This is a genomic window from Hyphomonas sp., from assembly GCF_965284475.1.
Taxonomy (GTDB): domain Bacteria; phylum Pseudomonadota; class Alphaproteobacteria; order Caulobacterales; family Hyphomonadaceae; genus Hyphomonas.
On the sequence record NZ_OZ260087.1, the window covers coordinates 2,627,927 to 2,646,366 of the forward strand.

Annotated in this window: 19 protein-coding genes; 12 read left to right on the forward strand and 7 right to left on the reverse strand. The window is 60.2% G+C overall.

Translation table 11 applies throughout. The features are described from left to right. Window positions 1–331: 331 nt before the first annotated feature. The 3 genes from ACQ66M_RS12900 to ACQ66M_RS12910 all read right to left on the reverse strand — a co-directional run bounded on the left by ACQ66M_RS12900 (window position 332) and on the right by ACQ66M_RS12910 (window position 2,646). Complete coding sequence (locus ACQ66M_RS12900; RefSeq protein ID WP_430404333.1) at window positions 332–1,567, reverse strand: type II toxin-antitoxin system HipA family toxin; 1,236 nt, start codon at window positions 1,565–1,567, stop codon at window positions 332–334. Continuing rightward, on the reverse strand, window positions 1,564–1,872 hold the full coding sequence (locus ACQ66M_RS12905; protein WP_430404335.1) for a helix-turn-helix domain-containing protein: 309 nt from the start codon (window positions 1,870–1,872) through the stop codon (window positions 1,564–1,566). Before ACQ66M_RS12905 ends, ACQ66M_RS12900 begins: the two co-directional genes overlap by 4 nt. A 537-nt stretch (window positions 1,873–2,409) precedes the next feature. Then, window positions 2,410–2,646: a hypothetical protein gene (locus tag ACQ66M_RS12910; protein ID WP_430404337.1), complete on the reverse strand. Its 237-nt coding sequence runs from the start codon at window positions 2,644–2,646 to the stop codon at window positions 2,410–2,412. 160 nt (window positions 2,647–2,806) lie between these two features. Here ACQ66M_RS12910 and ACQ66M_RS12915 point away from each other — a divergent pair, with 160 nt between their 5' ends. Together ACQ66M_RS12915 and ACQ66M_RS12920 are read left to right on the forward strand one after the other, a co-directional pair. Continuing rightward, window positions 2,807–3,187 (forward strand): PRC-barrel domain-containing protein, encoded by a 381-nt coding sequence (locus ACQ66M_RS12915; RefSeq protein ID WP_430404339.1) that lies wholly within the window; start codon window positions 2,807–2,809, stop codon window positions 3,185–3,187. Window positions 3,188–3,260: 73 nt separating this feature from the next. After that, the gene (locus ACQ66M_RS12920) at window positions 3,261–3,530 is read left to right on the forward strand and encodes a hypothetical protein (RefSeq protein WP_430404341.1); all 270 of its coding nucleotides are present in this window, start codon (window positions 3,261–3,263) and stop codon (window positions 3,528–3,530) included. A 6-nt stretch (window positions 3,531–3,536) separates the two neighbouring features. Here ACQ66M_RS12920 and ACQ66M_RS12925 read toward each other — a convergent pair whose 3' ends face one another. Continuing rightward, entirely contained in the window at window positions 3,537–4,106 is a 570-nt protein-coding gene (locus tag ACQ66M_RS12925; protein WP_430404343.1) for a hypothetical protein, read from the reverse strand. A gap of 277 nt (window positions 4,107–4,383) precedes the next feature. Between ACQ66M_RS12925 and ACQ66M_RS12930 the strand changes: the two genes are divergently transcribed. From ACQ66M_RS12930 to ACQ66M_RS12950, 5 genes are all read left to right on the forward strand, one after another. Continuing rightward, window positions 4,384–4,830: a MarR family winged helix-turn-helix transcriptional regulator gene (locus ACQ66M_RS12930; protein ID WP_430405171.1), complete on the forward strand. Its 447-nt coding sequence runs from the start codon at window positions 4,384–4,386 to the stop codon at window positions 4,828–4,830. 54 nt (window positions 4,831–4,884) lie between these two features. Continuing rightward, on the forward strand, window positions 4,885–6,267 hold the full coding sequence (gene mgtE, locus ACQ66M_RS12935) for a magnesium transporter (protein WP_430404345.1): 1,383 nt from the start codon (window positions 4,885–4,887) through the stop codon (window positions 6,265–6,267). A 107-nt stretch (window positions 6,268–6,374) separates the two neighbouring features. Then, window positions 6,375–7,607, forward strand: a complete 1,233-nt coding sequence (locus ACQ66M_RS12940; RefSeq protein WP_430404347.1) for a glycoside hydrolase family protein — start codon at window positions 6,375–6,377, stop codon at window positions 7,605–7,607. A gap of 57 nt (window positions 7,608–7,664) precedes the next feature. Next, window positions 7,665–8,837, forward strand: a complete 1,173-nt coding sequence (locus ACQ66M_RS12945) for an isovaleryl-CoA dehydrogenase (protein WP_430404349.1) — start codon at window positions 7,665–7,667, stop codon at window positions 8,835–8,837. Window positions 8,838–8,994: 157 nt separating this feature from the next. Next, window positions 8,995–9,318: a hypothetical protein gene (locus ACQ66M_RS12950; protein ID WP_430404351.1), complete on the forward strand. Its 324-nt coding sequence runs from the start codon at window positions 8,995–8,997 to the stop codon at window positions 9,316–9,318. Between the two features lie 56 nt (window positions 9,319–9,374). Here ACQ66M_RS12950 and ACQ66M_RS12955 read toward each other — a convergent pair whose 3' ends face one another. Both ACQ66M_RS12955 and ACQ66M_RS12960 read right to left on the reverse strand, forming a co-directional pair. Then, window positions 9,375–11,363, reverse strand: coding sequence for an ATP-binding protein (locus ACQ66M_RS12955; RefSeq protein ID WP_430404353.1), 1,989 nt, complete (start codon window positions 11,361–11,363; stop codon window positions 9,375–9,377). A gap of 108 nt (window positions 11,364–11,471) precedes the next feature. After that, entirely contained in the window at window positions 11,472–13,268 is a 1,797-nt protein-coding gene (locus ACQ66M_RS12960; protein WP_430404355.1) for a patatin-like phospholipase family protein, read from the reverse strand. A 116-nt stretch (window positions 13,269–13,384) separates the two neighbouring features. On the opposite strand from ACQ66M_RS12960, the gene ACQ66M_RS12965 reads away from it, so the two are divergent. The 5 genes from ACQ66M_RS12965 to ACQ66M_RS12985 all read left to right on the forward strand — a co-directional run bounded on the left by ACQ66M_RS12965 (window position 13,385) and on the right by ACQ66M_RS12985 (window position 18,067). Continuing rightward, window positions 13,385–14,992: a carboxyl transferase domain-containing protein gene (locus ACQ66M_RS12965; protein ID WP_430404357.1), complete on the forward strand. Its 1,608-nt coding sequence runs from the start codon at window positions 13,385–13,387 to the stop codon at window positions 14,990–14,992. A gap of 105 nt (window positions 14,993–15,097) precedes the next feature. After that, window positions 15,098–15,409 carry a hypothetical protein gene (locus tag ACQ66M_RS12970; protein ID WP_430404359.1) on the forward strand — a complete coding sequence of 104 codons (312 nt, stop codon included), beginning with the start codon at window positions 15,098–15,100 and terminating at the stop codon, window positions 15,407–15,409. 142 nt (window positions 15,410–15,551) lie between these two features. Beyond that, complete coding sequence (locus ACQ66M_RS12975; protein WP_430404361.1) at window positions 15,552–16,136, forward strand: NAD(P)H-dependent oxidoreductase; 585 nt, start codon at window positions 15,552–15,554, stop codon at window positions 16,134–16,136. 72 nt (window positions 16,137–16,208) lie between these two features. Next, window positions 16,209–17,255: an acyltransferase family protein gene (locus tag ACQ66M_RS12980; RefSeq protein WP_430404363.1), complete on the forward strand. Its 1,047-nt coding sequence runs from the start codon at window positions 16,209–16,211 to the stop codon at window positions 17,253–17,255. Then, window positions 17,252–18,067: an enoyl-CoA hydratase-related protein gene (locus tag ACQ66M_RS12985; RefSeq protein WP_430404365.1), complete on the forward strand. Its 816-nt coding sequence runs from the start codon at window positions 17,252–17,254 to the stop codon at window positions 18,065–18,067. The genes ACQ66M_RS12980 and ACQ66M_RS12985 overlap by 4 nt, the downstream gene beginning before the upstream one ends. Here ACQ66M_RS12985 and ACQ66M_RS12990 read toward each other — a convergent pair. Beyond that, entirely contained in the window at window positions 18,051–18,407 is a 357-nt protein-coding gene (locus ACQ66M_RS12990; protein WP_430404367.1) for a hypothetical protein, read from the reverse strand. The genes ACQ66M_RS12985 and ACQ66M_RS12990 overlap by 17 nt on opposite strands. Window positions 18,408–18,440 lie beyond the last annotated feature (33 nt).

Consider the following 18,440-nt stretch of genomic DNA (forward strand, 5'->3'; position numbering starts at 1 on the left):
CTCCGGGCTAGCAGCTCTGGGGGTGCTGCCCGGCGCGAGTTCTGCCGAAGACGATATCGCGGCATATGCGTTGCTCTTTACCGAAACCGGTCTTTTCTGCCAAACTCGCGGCCAGAAACCATTCATCGTTCACGATGCCAAGCGCCATCCTGGGGGGTGCGTGATACTGCTCCAGTCAACCGAAGCATTTTTTTCCGCGTGAGCTTCCGGCCCAAAACATAAATTGTTTCGCTCACCTTATTTTCAGGATTGCGCCCCAGCCAGCCCATGGTCGCTGACGGGGAACGGATTATCTGATATTACAGAGGCAAAGCACCCAATCTCTGGACCGCTATCTCGCGCCAGAAATCCGCTCTTCGATCAGTTTAATATTAGCGGGGCGCACGCCGTGCGCTTTTGCCAGATTGCTCCATTGCGCGAGTGCATCGCGCGTTTGCGTGATGATCTCCTGAATGCGGCTTGCTGCCAAGTCAGCATCCAGTCCGAGCTTCAACAAATGCTCCGTGCCCGGTGCTTTTCCTTCCCCCAGAACCATCGTTGTCTGTTCACCGCCCGGACCTGCAGAAAAAGTCAGATCGTAGGCAGGGGAGAGCCGCCAATCGCCGCGCTCATCCATCAGGAAGGTGAAATTTTTCGCGTGATCATCACGGTTATGAGCCAGCACGTTAAACGCTGCGAGTCGGAACATCTCCTCAGCTTCGCGAATATCGCGTGTGAGCCGCATGCTCAATGCCATCAGGTCTTCATAGTCGAGCGAGGGTGTACGGTGATCGGCATGAAATAAGCCAGAAGCCGTATGCGCATGCAGGCGCCTTCCATGCTTTCGGTCGAACCGCCGCGTCGCAAAGAACCCTGCACCCTTTCGGGCGGGGAAGAGATGCGCCTCCATCATCTCCAATCCTGCGCTTTTGGCCATCTGCGCATAAACATATTCAATTGCGCCGGCATCGAGGCCGTCTTGCGTGTTCGGAAACTTCACCAGCCAGTGTTCAAAGCCGTCCGGCAGGTCGATGTTCCCGTGTATTATCGCGCCCGTAGCCGGGTTGTAGCCGATCATCGCCTTGGGACGCGCTCCGGCAGAAGATCCATTCAGGGAGATAAGCTCGGCCAGTACCTCATCCGCCTGACCTTCCAGAACGGCCTGCGCCTGTCCTGCCAGAAGGTTGAGGTCGATGGCCTCACCGGCCGCCTCAGGCCCCTTGTCCGGCTCATAGACCAGAGCGCCCATGCCCGTGCTGCCGACACACGCCAGCCGATCAAGCGGGCTTGGCTGCTCGGGCAAAATTCCTTCGGCCCGCATGGCGCGGTCGAGCAGCAATCGACCCCAACCATCGGGCAGACTGTCATTGAACGCGCCAGGCAGTCCTTCGAACAACAGCGTATCAAAGCTCTGAAGTCCTGGCTGCAGAGGCAACTGCAAGGGCGAGAGTTCAAGACCGCGCGCAGTAAAGCCGCGATCATATTCGAAGTAAATTTTCCGCGCGCGGACGGCCAGGCGACCAACCGGCGAAGGTCCGCCTCCAAAATCGATACCGACATTGACCGTGCTCACAGGGGTGAAGCTCATGATCGCCACCCGTGTTTGCGTTTGGGTTTACCGTCCGCTTTCAGAACCTCATCAATGGTGGTGAAGTCACTTTGCTTCGGGGCGCTCGCCTCAACGACATCCTCCAGCCCGCCCACAACCATCAACAGCTTGCATAGCACCTCTATTGAGGCCGCGCCCGTTTGCTCAAACTTGCGCAGTGTGGAAAGCGGCACGCCAGAGCGGGACGAAAGTCCGGCCTGCGTCAGCCCCATATCCAGGCGCCGCGCCTGCACATTACCGGCGAGAGTCTCTAGAGCTTTGTTTGGTGTTAAAAGTGATATCATAAGAGTAATTCTATAGGATATTGGTTAAAAATACCACTATAATATTACTTATGATGAGGCTGACAGCGACCCTGTCTACTTCGTTCTCGCATTTGATCAGTGCATTCTCGCCGCGCATCCCCAAGGCCTTTCGGTTTCCGTTTGATAGCCAGACGGGCTCGATGACCTGGCAGCGAAGCCAGCAGTGTTGTTGGACGCAATCGCTTGACGAACGCGCTGCGCGCCAATTGCAGACGATGTTTCAGGGTGAGATCACCAAAATGCATGTCACGATGGAATCATTCCGTCTTCGCCGCCCATCGCCATGCTGATCGCTGTCGAAGAACCGGAACTGCTGGGACAAAATGGTGCGTCCGTTGTGCTACAAATTGCGCACAAATTGTGCTACAAATGGGTGCCTCGATCTTCATAATACGTTGAAAATAATCAATAAAAGTATGCGTATCGAGTCCTCTTGACCGCACCAATGAGGTCGTTTCTGACGGCGCAGGATTTCCGCTTTACATGCGTGGGTGGGACCGGCGCGAAAAGGCTGGGTCAACGACGTGATGTCTTGCAGGTAAGCAGCAGAACCTGGCGGCGGCGCACGCCATACTTGCCCGTTGCCCGCTTCTGCACGCAGGTCCAAACGCATACGATGCCCGCCAACAACATGGCGGCAGCCGTGCGAAGGTTCCCGGTTGAGAGGATGTGCATCAGGCTGGCAATGTTTCCACTCCGGTTGCGAAGTCCAGGGCGGGGGCGGTCGGCGTGAGTGAAAAGCTGGCGTGTCATGCCGAATGAACTGGCGGTCCTCAAAAATGTTCCGGCGCACGTCCGGTGTTTTACAGTGCATGCAGCATGAAATTCCCGTGCAGCTTCGGAACGGTCTGCCGGCCCGTCCGTTGATTTGGCGAGGGCTGGAGCCTGGCCATTCAAGCAAGGAGACCAAATCATGACCACCACACTCGAAAAATCCGCCAATCCACTGATCAGCTCCGAACGGGTCGAAGGCACGACTGTCTTCAACGCCGAGGGCGACAAGCTCGGTTCGGTCGATTGCCTTATGCTCGACAAGGAGCATGGCAAGGTTGCATATGCCGTCATGTCGTTCGGCGGGTTTCTCGGCATTGGCGAGAAACGCCACCCTCTGCCATGGCAGACACTGGCCTATGACGAAGACAAGGACGGGTATGTCGTCCACCTGTCAAAGGACCAGCTGGAACGCGCACCAACAATGGACGCTGGCGATTATGATCGCCTGAAAGACCGGACATTCGGGGCCTCGGTCTATTCCCACTATGGGCAGACACCTTATTGGACGCCCATCATCTAAGTTCGATGACCATGGTATTCGAGGCCGGTGCCACTGGCATCGGCCTCTTTCATATCGATAGGGAGATGATGAAATGGCAACGATAACGAACGCCAATCAGGAGGGCCGCTTGCTGGCACAGCGCCAGGTGCTCGCCGAACTGCTCGCGGCATGCGCCCGCACGCAGGGTCCGCTCGCGAACTGGGTGCGGGAATTTGTCGGCGCAGACTACGGCCTGAAGGACTATAATGAGGATCCCGGAGCCGTGCCCGATGCGGCGTTCGCCGTCGAGAGCATTATAGCCGAGGAGAAACGCATGCTCGTTTCCGAGACAAAGCGCATTCTTGATGCTGACACGCGGTAATCGCCGTCATTTGGCCTCTGCAACATGGAAATTTTGCAGCAATACATGTGCTGCGGTATAGTCTGACTTCATTTCCGTGGCAGCCGTAAGGTCTTCATAGGCGCGGGGCAGGTTATCCAGCGCCCAATGGGCTATGGCACGGTTATAAAAAGCCACATGCCTGCGCTCCACCGAAATTGCTTCAGGATCTGACAATACATCGACAGCTTCTTCAAACCTGCCGAGGCGAACGAGTACTGCGCCAAGGTTGATGGCAATGTCTGGCGTGGCGGCACCGAGAGCGCGGGCTGTCTCGAAATCAACAAGGGCTGCGTCGAGGTCACCTCGGCGCATTTTCATGATTCCGGCATTGGCCAGCGTGGCCGCGTGGCTGGCCTGTGTCAGCCCTTGGTCAAGAAGTGCGTTTTCGCAGAGGCGCAGAACAAGGGCTGACCGCTCTTCCGGGTCGGCAACGCGAGCAGCGCAGGTCTCCGCCTTGGTGCCGCCGGCATGGTACACAGTGGCGCCAGCATTGGCTGTAAGGATGGGCATGGTGAACAGCAGGGCAGCGGGGAGGAGGAAGGCAAGAGGTTTCATGTGTCTGGTCTTTCTAAATGTGTATATACACGACAATAGGCCAACAAATGGCCATACGCGATCAAAAGGCCCCGTCTGACCGGACGGGTCAGACGGGGAGTGGCATGTCGGTAAACGGAGGGCTGGCTGATAGCTTCAGGAATACGCGACACACAGAAGAATATATGTGTGTATATACACGATAAGGAGATGTCAACCAAGATTCTCTAACAGGAATGCAGTGTCAGCCGCAAGACTATTGATGTCACGACGTAAAGCTGTATATGCACTTCATATGATGACACCACCGGATAAACTTGAACCATACTCGCCCTGCACCGCAGCACGCCTGCTCAGGGCGACCCGAGTTGTTACCCGTCACTATGATGATGCATTGCGCCCGGCGGGAATAACGATCACACAATTCGGGCTTCTGAACATGATCAAACGCTACGAGCCGGAATCCATCTCGGACGTCGCTCAGATGCTGGACATTGAGCGCACCAGCCTGTCGCGCAACCTCAAGCCGCTCGAGAAAGCCGGCCTTGTTTTTCGGGGCAATGAGGGCGAGGGTCGTCGGCGCAGGGTGCTTCTGACAACGCTGGGCGTGGCCAAGCTGAAGGAAGCCGCGCCACTTTGGCGAAAGGCCCAGAGCCGCATCGAGGAAGTACTCGGCGAGGCGAACCTACAGGATCTTTACAGTGCCCTGTCACTGATACGGCCCGAGACAATCGCTGAAGTCTGACCGGCCTAAGGTCGCCGCTTGCCGAAACGCTTCAACACCGGCAAGAACAGCGCCATGACCGATACTTCGCAGCCATCACCCAAGACGCCGGACGCGGCCGAGATTGACGCCGCCCTGCTGGCGGATATGGCAGATGCTGTCGAGGAGCGTGATATACGCTGGCTGGTGCGCATGCTTCAGCGCATGCACCCGGCCGATGCGGCCGACCTGCTTGAGCAGTTGCCCTATGACACTTTCGAGGATGCGGTCGGTCTGCTTGGCGGAGAGCTGCCGCCGGACATCCTGATCGAACTGCGCGATTCCTATCGTGAAGGCGCCGTTGATGTCCTGCCGGACCATGCAGTGGTCAATGCGCTCGACGAACTTGATTCCGATGACGCGACGACGATCCTTGATGACCTGGAAGACGAACGCCGGGAACGGATCCTTGAAGACCTGGCCCCGATTGACAGGGCCCAGTATGAACGCGGCCTTGCCTATGAGGAAGAAACCGCTGGCCGTCTCATGCAGACGGAATTCGTGGCCCTGCCTGAATTCTGGTCCGTCGGCCACGCGATTGACCATGCGCGCGACCTGGGCGCTGACCTGCCGGAAGTTTTCTACGAAGTCTATGTCATCGACCCGGCCCACCGCCTTGCGGGTGTCGTGCCGCTGGCAACATTGCTGCGCACGCCGCGTGATACCCCGCTGTCGGACATCATGGAAGATCCCATGTCGACGATCTCGACCGATATGGATCAGGAGGAGGTGGCCTTCCAGTTCCAGAAATACTCGCTCGCCTCTGCGCCCGTCACGGATATGGCAGGCCGGCTGGTCGGCATGATTACGGTTGATGACATGGTCGACGTCATCCAGTCTGAACATACCGAAGACCTCCTTTCGCTGCTCAACGTGCGCTCGGCTGACGGGTCAGATACCGTTTGGGACACGGTCATGGCCCGGGCGCCCTGGTTGGGTGTGAATCTGTTTTCAGCCTTTATCGCGTCCGCCATCATTTCTATCTTCGAAGGGACAATCAAAGAAATCGTGGCCCTAGCCATCCTGATGCCCGTCGTGGCAGCACTCGGCGGCAATGCCGGAAGCCAGGGACTCGCCGTTGCTGTACGCGCCATTGCCGAACGCCAGCTGGATGGCGCCGCCGCTCGCCGGGCCGTTGTTCGGGAGTTTCTCAGTGGTTTGGTAAACGGAATCATTTTCGCCATCGGTGTCGGCATCATCGCCCTGATCTGGTTCCAGAACCTGAAGCTCGCGCTTGTGATTGCCGCCTCCATGCTGGCCACCTTTATGTGGGCGGGTCTGTCCGGAATCCTTGTTCCACTTGGCCTCAAGCGCCTGGGCGCCGACCCTGCAGTGGCCTCGTCCGTTTTCGTTCTGACATTGACCGATGTGATGGCGTTCTTCAGCTTTCTCGGGCTGGCATCCCTAGTATTGCTGTAAATCAGGGCAATTTACAGTCTGCTTTCGCCGCTCAGGCGAACAGGCGCGCCTTTTGCACTGTTGCGCGATAGTAAAAGTCCAATTGTATCAATACGGGAGCCATAAGTATGGCCCGGCCAATGCGAACGTCTCGGCAAGGGCTCGAGCTCATCAAGAGCTTTGAGGGCTTTCGTTCGCGTGCAGCCCGCCTTCCAAGCGGCTTCTGGATCATTGGATACGGCCATACGGCTACGGCCCGCAGGGGCCTCTCCGTTAACCGTGACGACGCCGAACTGATCCTGCAGCACCACGATCTGCTGCCTGTCGAGCGGGCGATTATCGACCGCGTCCTTGCGCCGCTCAGCCAGAATGAATTCGATGGTCTCGTATCCTTTGTCTTCAATATTGGCGTGGACGATTTCACCGCATCGGACGTGCTCGCGCATCTCAATAGCGGTGATCGCCTACAGGCGGCCGACGCCATGACCTTTTGGCGCAAGGGCCGTGTCGACGGTGAAGTCAGGGTCATCGACGCTCTGGTGCGCCGCCGCGCCGCCGAGAAGGCGCTTTTCCTCGAACACCCGGCAGGGCGCGCATCGGTGCCGTCCGCTTTGGTCCACCCTGAATTCGATGCGGCGGCCTCGCTGGCAGCCCCCCGCGAGCGTGCTGTCATCGTCGAAACCCGCGTCAGCGGTGACCGGGCAACAGCAAGCACAACCAGTGCCCCTGAAGCCTCGCCTCAGGCTGCTGCCCGCGCCGTCAATGAACGTCTCACCCGCATCCTCGGCGAGAATGCTTCACTCGCTTCCGGGCAGACCCGTCCCGTCGCCGACAATGATATAGCGCAGGATGGTCCCAGCATTGACGAGATCACGCGGGCCGTTTCGGCGCTGGCCGATCCTGCAGCCAGCCAGCAGGCCTCTCCCGTGATCGATATCGCAAAAGGTCCGCCGGAAGGTGTCGAGCGTCGCCGGACACCGCGCCCCCCCAATCAGTCCCCCTACAACTCCCCCCTCGAACATGGCGGCGGCATGTTGCCCCCGGCTGAACCGACCATCGTTGACGACCTCGAACAGGTTCGCCTCAGCGATGAGGAAATTCAGCGCACGCTGGCGGAGAATGGCAATTACGACGACGACACCTGGTATGAAGTCCTTCGGGAAGGCTGGCCGTTTGCACTGCTCGCTGGCCTCGGCCTGATCGGTTTTCTGCTCGGCGTTGATCGTTTCTTCCGCGAAGCCTACCGGCTCGCTGACCGGTCATCCGATATTTTCGTCGGCCCGCTTCTTTCGCTCGGAAGCGGTGTGATTCTCGTGATCTCGGCCTATTACCTGATGCGCTCGCTTTCGCGCCGCACGTGATGACGCCGCGGCGGTTTTTCCGCTGACATCCGGGGCCGGCCCTGCTAGTCAGGTCACATGATCCCGAACACATATCCCACGCTGAACTTCGATCTCGGTGAAACTGCGGACATGATCCGCGAAACCGTGAAAAACTTTGCCCAGAACGAGATCGCGCCCCGCGCCGCCGAGATCGACCGGACGGACACGTTCCCTCGCGATCTCCTGCCAAAGATGGGCGAGCTTGGCCTCCTCGGCATCACGGTCGAAGAGGAATGGGGCGGCACCGGCCTCGGCTATCTCGAACATGTCGTCGCGATGGAGGAAATCTCCCGCGCCTCTGCCTCGGTCGGCCTCTCCTACGGCGCCCACTCGAACCTCTGCGTCAACCAGCTGCGGCGCTGGGGCAATGACGACCAGAAGGCGCGCTACCTGCCCAAGCTGATTTCCGGCGAACACCTCGGCGCCCTCGCGATGAGCGAAAGCGGCGCCGGCTCCGATGTGGTGTCGATGAAACTGCGCGCAGAGAAGAAAGGCGACCACTACGTCCTCAACGGCACGAAGATGTGGATTACCAATGCGCCGGATGCCGATACGCTTGTCGTCTACGCCAAGACAGACCCCGCCTCCGGCTCCAAAGGTATCACCGCCTTCCTGATCGAGCGCGGCTTCAAGGGCTTCTCCGTCGCCCAGAAACTCGACAAGCTCGGAATGCGCGGCTCCGAAACCGGCGAACTCGTTTTCGAGGATTGCGAAGTGCCCGAGGCCAACGTCATGGGCCCGGTCGGCGCCGGCGCCCGCATCCTGATGAGCGGCCTCGACTATGAGCGCGCCGTGCTCTCCGCCGGACCCACCGGCATCATGCAGGCCTGCCTCGATGTTGTGATCCCCTATATCCACGACCGCAAACAGTTCGGCCAGTCGATCGGCGAGTTCCAGCTGGTGCAGGGCAAGCTCGCGGACATGTACGTGCAGATGAACGCCGCCAAGGCTTACGTCTATGCCGTGGCCAAGGCCTGCGACCGCGGCGAGACCGCCCGCAAGGACGCCGCCGGCGCCATCCTCTATGCGGCAGAGACCGCCACGAAGCTCGCGCTTGACGCCATCCAGCTCCTCGGCGGCAACGGCTACATCAACGAGTATCCCACCGGCCGCCTGCTGCGCGACGCCAAGCTCTACGAGATCGGCGCGGGCACATCGGAAATCCGCCGCTGGCTGATCGGGCGGGAGCTGTTCGGAGAGACTGCGTGACGCGATTTTTTCTGATTGCCGCGTGCGTGAGGATTTCTACGGCAGACGTTCATGTGGAGGAAAATCCGCCAGCCGATGATTGAAAGCACCCGCAATCGAGCAGTTTGAAGCTTGCCGCCAGACAGGCGCTATTGATCATGGTCTCTGCGAAGGCCGAATGGGCCTGATCCTGGCTGCATGTCCCGGCAAAGATGGCAGTACATCGTCTATGGTCGGGTGCTATGAAATTGAGCGCCAATACTGGGCATCCCAGATCGTTTCCCCGCTCCAGACACTCCGGAATTACAAGGCAAAATACGATAGCGACGACGAGTATGCGGTCGCCCCCGTCTCGACACCTACCAGCAAGACCGGGAAATCCGGCTGCGAAACCAACGCGCCTTTGCAGGCTCCCGGTATGGCCGGGGCAGCATTGGCCGTATCACGCGTGGGCTATGCGAGATCCGGACAATTGGTGAGCGTGTTTTTGAACTCGAACTGACGGTTCGGCAGGAGGTTCGCCAGTGGGAACGGGACACGCTAATCCTGCCTTCGCGCTCAGGCCCTGCGGCGGCGCTCGCTGAGTGTTGTCCCGCCGGCCAGTGCCTCCTCGACGACTGACAGGATCGAGCGCTGATCGACCGGCTTGGAGACATAACCACTGAAGCCGCGTGCGATATATTTCTCCCGGTCGCCGCGCATGGAATCTGCTGTCAGGGCGATGACTGGAACGTCGCGATTGCTGCTCTCACCCGCACGCAGCTGGTCAAACGCCCGCTGTCCATCGAGTTCGGGCATGTGGATATCCATCAGCACAAGGTCGAATTGAGATCCGTCAAGCTTCTCCAGCGCATGCTTGCCGTCATGGGCCTCGTCGATCTCATAACCGCTTTGTTCAAGAAACGTTCGCGCGACACGGCGGTTGATCGCATTGTCGTCAACCACCAGAATGCGCCTGGCATTTGGCGTTACTTCAGCGGATGCCGCTTTCGGGCTTGTTGCAACTGGTTCGAGCTTGCGCAGCAGCGCATCCCTGGAAACCGATTCGGCGATTTCGGATTCGAACGTGAACGTGAAGATGGATCCTTTGCCCGGCTCGCTGACCACGGAGACGTCTCCCCCCATCAGCTGGGCAAGTTGCCTCGTAATCGGCAGGCCAAGCCCGGTGCCGCCATATTTGCGGGTCGTCGTCCCGTCAGCCTGCGCGAAGGATTCGAAAATCCGGTCCACCTTGTCGGCGGGAATGCCGCACCCGGTATCCGATATGTGAATGGTGATTTTCACCCTTTTGTCTGCCAGCGGTTGACCCGTGGCCACGACCAGGACATCGCCAGAATCTGTGAACTTGATGGCGTTGGAAATCAGGTTCCCGACACATTGGCGCACGCGCACAGGATCAATCGTCAATGCTGCCGGAACGCTCGGATCGACAAACAGTTTCAGCTTCAGGCCCTTGTCGTCTGCCGTCGGCTCATAAAGCTTGCAGACCCTGTCCAGCTTGTGGCGCAGATCGGCCTCGATAACCGTCACTTCCATGCGACCTGCTTCGATCTTGGAAAGGTCGAGAATGTCATTCAATATCGAGAGCAAGGCATTGCCCGACTCCAGGATGACATTCACCTGGTCGGCGCGTACATCATCCAGGCCCGAACTCGCCAAAACCTGGGCCATGCCGAGAATTCCGTTCAGGGGTGTACGGATTTCATGGCTCATGTTTGCCAGGAATTCAGACTTCAGCAGGGTCGCCAGTTCGGCCTTCTGAACCGCCGATGCCAGCTTATGCGCCAGTTTGCGATCTTCGCGCACATCGCGGGCATGCGAAATGTAAATGCGTTCGCCGCGCACTTCGGAATAAACGCTCGACAGCGCATTCGAAACGACAATTTCCTCTCCGGTCTTGCCGATCAGGATCAGGTCGATGATTTGCTGGTCAAGCTTTCCGCCCCACATCTGGGTCCCGGCTTTTACCACGGCGCGGTAGTCCTCGGGCCGCATGATCTCGCTGCTCGACTTGCCCACCATCTCGCCGGGCTCGTATCCGAGAAGTTCATGAATCGCCGAATTTGCGTAGATGATGTCGCTTGACTCTGTCGTCAGCGTGATGCCTTGCACAGCGTGATCAAAGGCGGCCTTGAACATTTCGACAGAGTCGAAGGCTTCATCGCGCGCATTGATGATATCGGTTATCTCGATCGAGAAAATGATGCAGCCCTTTTCCGAGGGCACCATCATGTATCGAATGACAGTTCCCTGCAGGTGCCTGAGGCGGCCATGCGGGCTGGGGCGCCGTCCGCTATTGTCGAGTTCCCGGGGTTGTCCGGTCTCGATACACTTGACGGCATCGAAGAACATCTCTGATTCGCGATAGGCTGGGTCGATATCGCAGACGCGCAGGCCGACAATCGAACCGCCCTCCGGCAAAACGACGCGATTGGCAGAATCGTTTGCAGATTCCCAGACGAAATCGACAATTGTGCCGTCCTCATCCCGTATGGGCGATATTTCCACACACGTGAAAGGGAGCAGGTCGAATATTGCTGCGTCCATCAAACAGTTCCTCCGGTCCGGACCGGTTATTGTGTTTCGGTCTCAGTTGAGAAGCAGAGTGCCGCAGTTACGGTTAATGGACCGTTGAAGCGGTGTGTACGAACAGGATCAAACCGGGCAGCAGTGTTGCTTTATGTCGCTTGTTTCCAAAGCTTTTTTCGCCGCTTCATAGCCCGCTTCGACGGTCGCGTCATAGGCTTCCCAGTCGCGCAGCTCCGTGTCGATCAGGTCGGGCAGGATCAATACGTCCGTCATGTCACGTCCGAAGGTCCGGTCTGCGCGTATGGTGGCGGCGCGCATGAGCAGGCCGGCAATGGGTGGCGCGGCCGAAAAGCCGTTCATCAGCACCCAGCGGAAGAAATTGGGTGGATTGATGAATTCCTCGGCATTCAGGCCTTCGGGCTGCTGGGTTACGTCACCGCCAACAACATAGCCGCGATGCATCTCGCGCATCACGTCCACAGGGAAATTGTTCAGGACCGCGCCGTCAACCAGCACATCATGTCCGTCCACGACAGGTGGCAGGATGCCAGGCAGGGAAATCGACGCGCGCAAGGCTTCGCGCAGCAGGCCTGCCCGGTGCAGCCGCAGCGTGCCCGAATTCAGATTGGTCGATGTGGCGAAGAACGGAATCCCGAGGTCGCCGATTTCGGTATCTCCGAAATGCTCCTTCAGGCGCGCGTTGACGCGCAGGCCCTTCACCATGCCTACCACAGGCAGGTTATAGTCTCCCAGCGGATTGGTTTCGACGAACGCTTTGCGAATGCGCCAGTCTATTTCCTTGTCGTCCCAGCCCATGGCGACGCAGGCTGCGATGACGGCGCCCATTGATGAACCGCCGACAAAGTCAATCGGGATGTCCTGTTCGCGTATCGCGCGCACCATGCCGATATGTGAATAGGCCCGCGCACCGCCGCCCGACATGACCACGCCAACCGACCGGCCCGACATGATCCGCGCAAGCCTGCCACAGCTTGGTCCCTGAACCCCGGTCCAGTGAAACACGCGGCTGCCGCCGGACGCTTGAAGCCACTCCAACGGCCTGGCCGCGCGCCGTTCATTGCCGTGATGCAGCAGCACGACGTCCACCAGTTTGAGCGCCAGCGCAGGCGACCTGTCATCCGGAAACAGCGGAATGGACGGGCGCGCATCGGCCCGGGCCATCACCCAGATGCGGTCGGCCTGGCGGATCGACAGGCGGAACCAGGCATTGTCACCAATCGTCGAGACCAGGATCACGACGTCATGGTTCATCTCAAGATCGTCGAAGAAGGACGCGGGCTTCTCGTCGCCTTCCTTTTCGGAAATGATGACACAGGAACTGCCAAGACTGGCGAGGCAGGCCGCAAGCGCCCTGGCCCGCAGACTCAGGTCGATTGTGGGAGATGTGGCCACCAGCGTGAACACTTTCGGTGCGGCGCGGGTCGACCGCTGGCCGGCGCGCCCCACCCGGCGCAGGATCACGCGGATCATTGCTTCCAGCAGTTCCGGTTCCGCCTTCACCATCCGCTCCCATCCCTTGCGGGTGATGGCGATGACTTCCGAATCGCGGATCGCATAGACCGATCCCGTGTGCGGAGCGTCGTTGATCTGGCCATCGCCGTCCAGGTCAATGCCGCCCAGAAACAGCGCCATCTCGCCCACCGGTTCACCGGCGCGGATGTGGCCGATGAAGTCGCTGGCGCCTTCCGGTCCATCATGGAACGCACCGAGTGATCCCGACAGGACGAAATAGATGCAGTTTGCGGGTTCGCCGGCCTTGAACAGCGCGCCGCCTGCGGGCAGCGAGAACCACTTGGCTTCCTTGCCAGCCGCCTTCATGGCGCGAGCCGGTACATCCTTCAGGAACGGAATGTTCTTCAGCGTCGGCGTGACGTCGATATTCATGGTTTTGAACATGCCCATTTCGTAGGGTCCTTCCAAGAGCCACACTACAATGACAGTCTCAATATTGGGTTACAGTCGCGTGACACAGGGCCCGGCCCTCGCTAAGCAGGCACGAGGCCCATCAGGGAGGCATCATGCCGGTATTGAAATCGAGTCTCGACGTCGCAGGGCCGGGCTTTGCCCGCAATCGCGCCGCCATGCAGGCACTTCTGGACGAACTGGCGGAAAAGACCGCGAAGGCAGCGCTGGGCGGGCCGGAGGCTTCGCGCCTGCGCCATACCGAGCGGGGCAAGCTGTTGCCGCGAGAGCGTGTCGAGCGCCTGGTGGATCCGGGCAGCGCCTTCCTCGAGATTGGCGCGCTGGCCGCGAATGGCATGTATGATGATGATGCGCCCGGCGCGGGCATCATCACCGGTGTCGGCCGTATCGAGGGCCGCGAGTGCATGATCGTGTGCAATGACGCAACGGTGAAGGGCGGCACCTATTACCCGATGACGGTCAAGAAACACCTGCGCGCACAGGAGATCGCCCTCGAAAATCACCTGCCATGCATCTATCTTGTGGACTCAGGCGGCGCAAACCTGCCCCACCAGTCTGAAATCTTCCCGGACCGCGAGCATTTCGGCCGCATCTTCTACAACCAGGCCCAGATGAGCGCCAAAGGCATCCCCCAGATCGCCGCCGTCATGGGCAGCTGCACCGCTGGCGGCGCCTACGTCCCGGCAATGAGCGACGAGACCATCATTGTGCGCAAACAGGGCACCATCTTCCTCGGGGGCCCGCCGCTGGTGAAGGCCGCCACGGGTGAGATCATCTCGGCCGAAGACCTTGGCGGCGCCGATGTCCATGCCCGCCAGTCCGGCGTCGCTGACCATTACGCCGCCCATGATGCCCACGCGCTCGCCATCGTGCGCTCCATCATCCGCACCCTCGCCACACCCAAGCCCCAGCCCTTCACTCTGACAGAGCCCGCCGAACCCCTCTACGACCCCGCCGAACTGCACGGCCTCGTCCCGCCGGACCTGAAGGAAACCTATGATGCCCGCGAAGTCATCGCGCGCCTGGTCGACGGCTCCGAATTCCACGAGTTCAAGAAGCTCTATGGCGAAACCCTGGTCTGCGGCTTTGCCCGGCTCTACGGCATGCCCGTCGCGATCCTGGCGAACAATGGCATCCTCTTCTCCGAGAGCGCCCAGAAGGCCGCCCACTTCATCGAACTGGCAGACCAGCGCCGCATCCCGCTCGTCTTCCTGCAAAACCTCACCGGATTCATGGTCGGCTCGAAATACGAGGCCGGCGGCATCGCCAAGGACGGCGCCAAGATGGTCACCGCCGTTGCCACCGCCGGCGTGCCCAAGTTCACCGTGGTGACGGGCGGAAGTTTCGGGGCAGGCAATTACGGCATGTGCGGGCGCGCCTATGGCCCCCGCTTCCTGTTCATGTGGCCGAACGCCCGCATCTCCGTCATGGGCGGCGAGCAGGCCGCGTCCGTGCTCGCCACGGTCAAGCGCGAAGGCATCGAGCGCAAGGGCGGCGACTGGCCTGCGCCGGAAGAAGAGGCCTTCAAACAGCCGATCCGCGATCTCTACGAGGCCGAAGGCAACCCCTATTTCTCCACCGCCCGTCTCTGGGACGATGGCATCATCGACCCGGCCGACACCCGCCGCGTCCTCGGCCTCGCCCTCTCCGCCAGCCTAAACGCCCCATTCCCCGAACGCGGCTTCGGCGTGTTCAGGATGTGAACATTACATCTTGTTCGTGAACTGATTTTCACGCCCAATTAAGGGCGGCTTGCTGTAGCGTCTGTTGTTGAAGGGGTGTGGCCCGGCAGGCAATGAGGAGACGGCATGGTGAGACAGGCAGCGATCATTCTGGCGGCGGCCATGGCCGCCTCGCCGGCCGCACAGGCCCGGCAGATGCCGTCCTTCACCCAGTTTGACCTTGATGGTGACGGCCTGATTTCCGAAGACGAATATGTCTCCCATCAGACCGGCACGCGCCGCGCCAGCGAGTCCGAAGCCATCGCCAAGTTCACCAAATTCGATCTCGACCAGAACCGCATCGTCACCGAGGATGAGCTTTACGAGGCGGTATACGCCGCGCAGGGCGACAGGACAGGAACATCCGTGTCCGCGATTGATCTGGCTGATAGTCAGTAACCGCATTTGACATGGACCGGGGGAGGGCCTGCCGCTGGCGGGCCCTCTTTGCATTTCGCCCGCCTAGGGAGAAGTCCGTATGGAGCAAACCCGCCTGTTGAAGCTCATATTGCCACGGGACAGCACGCAGAGGAGACCCGCCATGGCAAGGATTTGCATCATCGACGGCCACCCGGACCCGGCCCCCCGGCACCTCATTCACGCCCTGTGCGATGCCTATGCCGAAGGCGCGGTGCAGGAAGACCACGCCGTCTCGCGCATCAACGTCGGAAGTCTCGATTTCGGCTTCCTCAGCACGCCGGACGACTTCGCCACACCGCCACCGGAACCCGTGCTGAACGAACGCCGGAAGATCTCAGAGGCTGATCACCTGCTGATCGCCTTTCCGCTCTGGCTCGGCGGCATGCCAGCCAAGCTGCGGGCCTTCTTCGAACAGGCGGCGCGCGCAGAATTCTTCCTCGCCGCCTCCGACAGCGCCCACAAATGGCCCGAGCAGATGATGAAGGGCAAGTCCGCCCGCACGGTCATCACCATGGGCATGCCCGGCCTGGTCTACCGTTTCGGCATGGATGCCGGCAGCCTGCGTGCGCTCGAGCGCGGCGTCCTCGGCCTGTCCGGCTTCAAGCCGCTGCACCACACCATCCTTGGCGGTGCGGGCGATGTCGATGAAGCCAAGTTCAAGCGCTGGTGCACTGATATGCGCGTGTTCGGCCGCGAAGGCGTTTAAACAGGCCGGGGCACGCGCAGGCTTGATTTTCCCGCCTCTGGCTGTGACCAGTGTCGCCGGAGGATTTCGCCCGTGCAGACAAACCGATTCGACCTGCTGCGTCTGGTTTTCGCCTCCATGGTCGTCGTGTTCCACGCCGTGGCCCTGACGGCGATTGACCCGTTCGGTCCGGGCGAACTCTGGTTGGGGCAGGGCGCCGAGATCGCAATCCAGGGCTTCTTCATCACCTCCGGCGCGCTCGTCTCCGGCTCGCTCGCCCGCGCGCAAACCCTGTCAGACTATGCCGGCAAGCGCGTCCGGCGGCTCTATCCGGCCTATGCGACTGTCATCCTCATTCCCGCGATCATCTCGCTCATCCTCAGCGGCGATCTTGCCGGCGTCCTTGCCTACCTAGCCGCAAACCTCACCTTCCTGAATTTCCTCGCACCGAACCTGCCGGGCCTGTTCGAGGCGAACCGCTTCACCGAGGTCAATGGCGCGCTCTGGACGCTCAAGATCGAGGTCATGTTCTATGTTGTCCTGCCGTTCATTGCGGTCGTCCTGCGCCGCATGGGCGCGCTCTGGTGGCTCGGCATCGCGCTGCTTTATGCGGGCGGGGAGGCATGGCGCCTTGCCTTGCCCCATTTCTTTGACCACCCCGCCGCCGCCATGGTCGCCCGCCAGCTGCCCGGCCAGATGGCCTTCTTCGCCAGCGGCATTGCGCTCTGGCAGGTTTGGGACATCGCCAAGGCCCGCCCGTACGTGTTCGGCGTTATAGGTCTCGTCCTCACGGCCGCTTCGTTCGCGCATTCGGCGCTTGAGCCCTTGTGCGCCGCAGGCCTCACCGGCCTGATTGCCGCCATCGCCTTCATGCCCGGCCCGGTCCTCAACGCTGCCCGCTTCGGCGATATCAGCTATGGCCTCTACATCACCCACTTCCCGATCCTGCAGGCGCTTGTGATGCTTGGTGTTTTTGCCACGCTCGGGCCTGTTGCAGGCTTTATGGTTACGGGATTAATCGTATTCGCCGCGAGCCTGCTTCTCTGGCATAGTGTCGAGAAACCCGCCTTGCGTCCGTCCAGTCACTACCGGCAGGCTGCCGGAACCGAACGGCCCATCAAACGTCAGGATATCCCATGACCGACACCGTAACCGACCCCGTCTATGAAACCATTCGTCTTGCAGCGACGCAGGAAGGCCTCGCGGTCGTCACGCTCAACCGGCCCGACGTGCACAATGCGTTCAACGCGCTGGTCATCGAGGAACTGACAGATGCGTTCGACGCGATCGCCGATCAGGAAACCATCCGGATGATGATCCTGCGCGGCAATGGCCCGTCCTTCTCCGCCGGGGCTGACCTCAACTGGATGAAACAGGCCGCCGAACTCCACACCAGGGAAGACAATGAACGCGACGCTGAACGCCTCGCTGCCATGCTCCAGTCACTCTTCGACATGCCGCAGATGACACTCGCCCTCGTGCATGGCGCGGCCATGGGGGGCGGTGCAGGCCTCGTTGCTGCTTGCGACGTGGCAGTCGCCATGAAAGGCACGAAATTTCGTTTCTCCGAAGTCCGCCTCGGCCTCACGCCAGCAACCATCAGCCCCTATGTGATCGACGCCATCGGCCCGCGCTGGGCCCGCGCCCTGTTTGTCACCGCGGAAACCTTCGATGCCGACTATGCCGAGCGCATGGGCCTCGTTCACTATGTCGTGGACGACCAGGCCGGCATGACGGCGATGGAAGAGCATCTCGCCAACCTTGTCTTCGCTGCTGCGCCGGGGGCGATTGCCGATGCCAAGAAGCTTGTCGCCGATGTCACCGGCGAGGTCATCGACAAGGATCTCGGTCACGATACGGCCCGCCGCATTGCTGCCCGCCGGGCGTCAGACGAAGGCAAGGAAGGCATCGCCGCCTTTCTCGAAAAGCGAAAGCCTAATTGGGCTCGCTAATCAGCTTCTCAGTCGCGGTCTTGACCGGCAATCCCATGTCACCAAGGAATTCAAGTGTCGCAGCCACCGGGTTAATCCCTGTCATATTGGTGATCGGGGTCTGGAAGACATAGACCAGCACGCCGAACATTATGACATAGATAACGAACTGCATCGCCGACTTCAGCAGGAACGCCCCGGCGCTGCCTGCAACAAGGCCGACGCCGCCCAGAATCATTGCGCCCGCTATGGGTGGCAAATTGCTGACATCGGCGGCCTGTGTGTAGCCGATATAGCCGCCCACTGCCGCCCCAATGACGCCGGCAAGACCGCTCAACTGAACTCCCGAAGCATAAGCCATAATTAGTCCCCTCGATTGACTAGGGTTAATCCT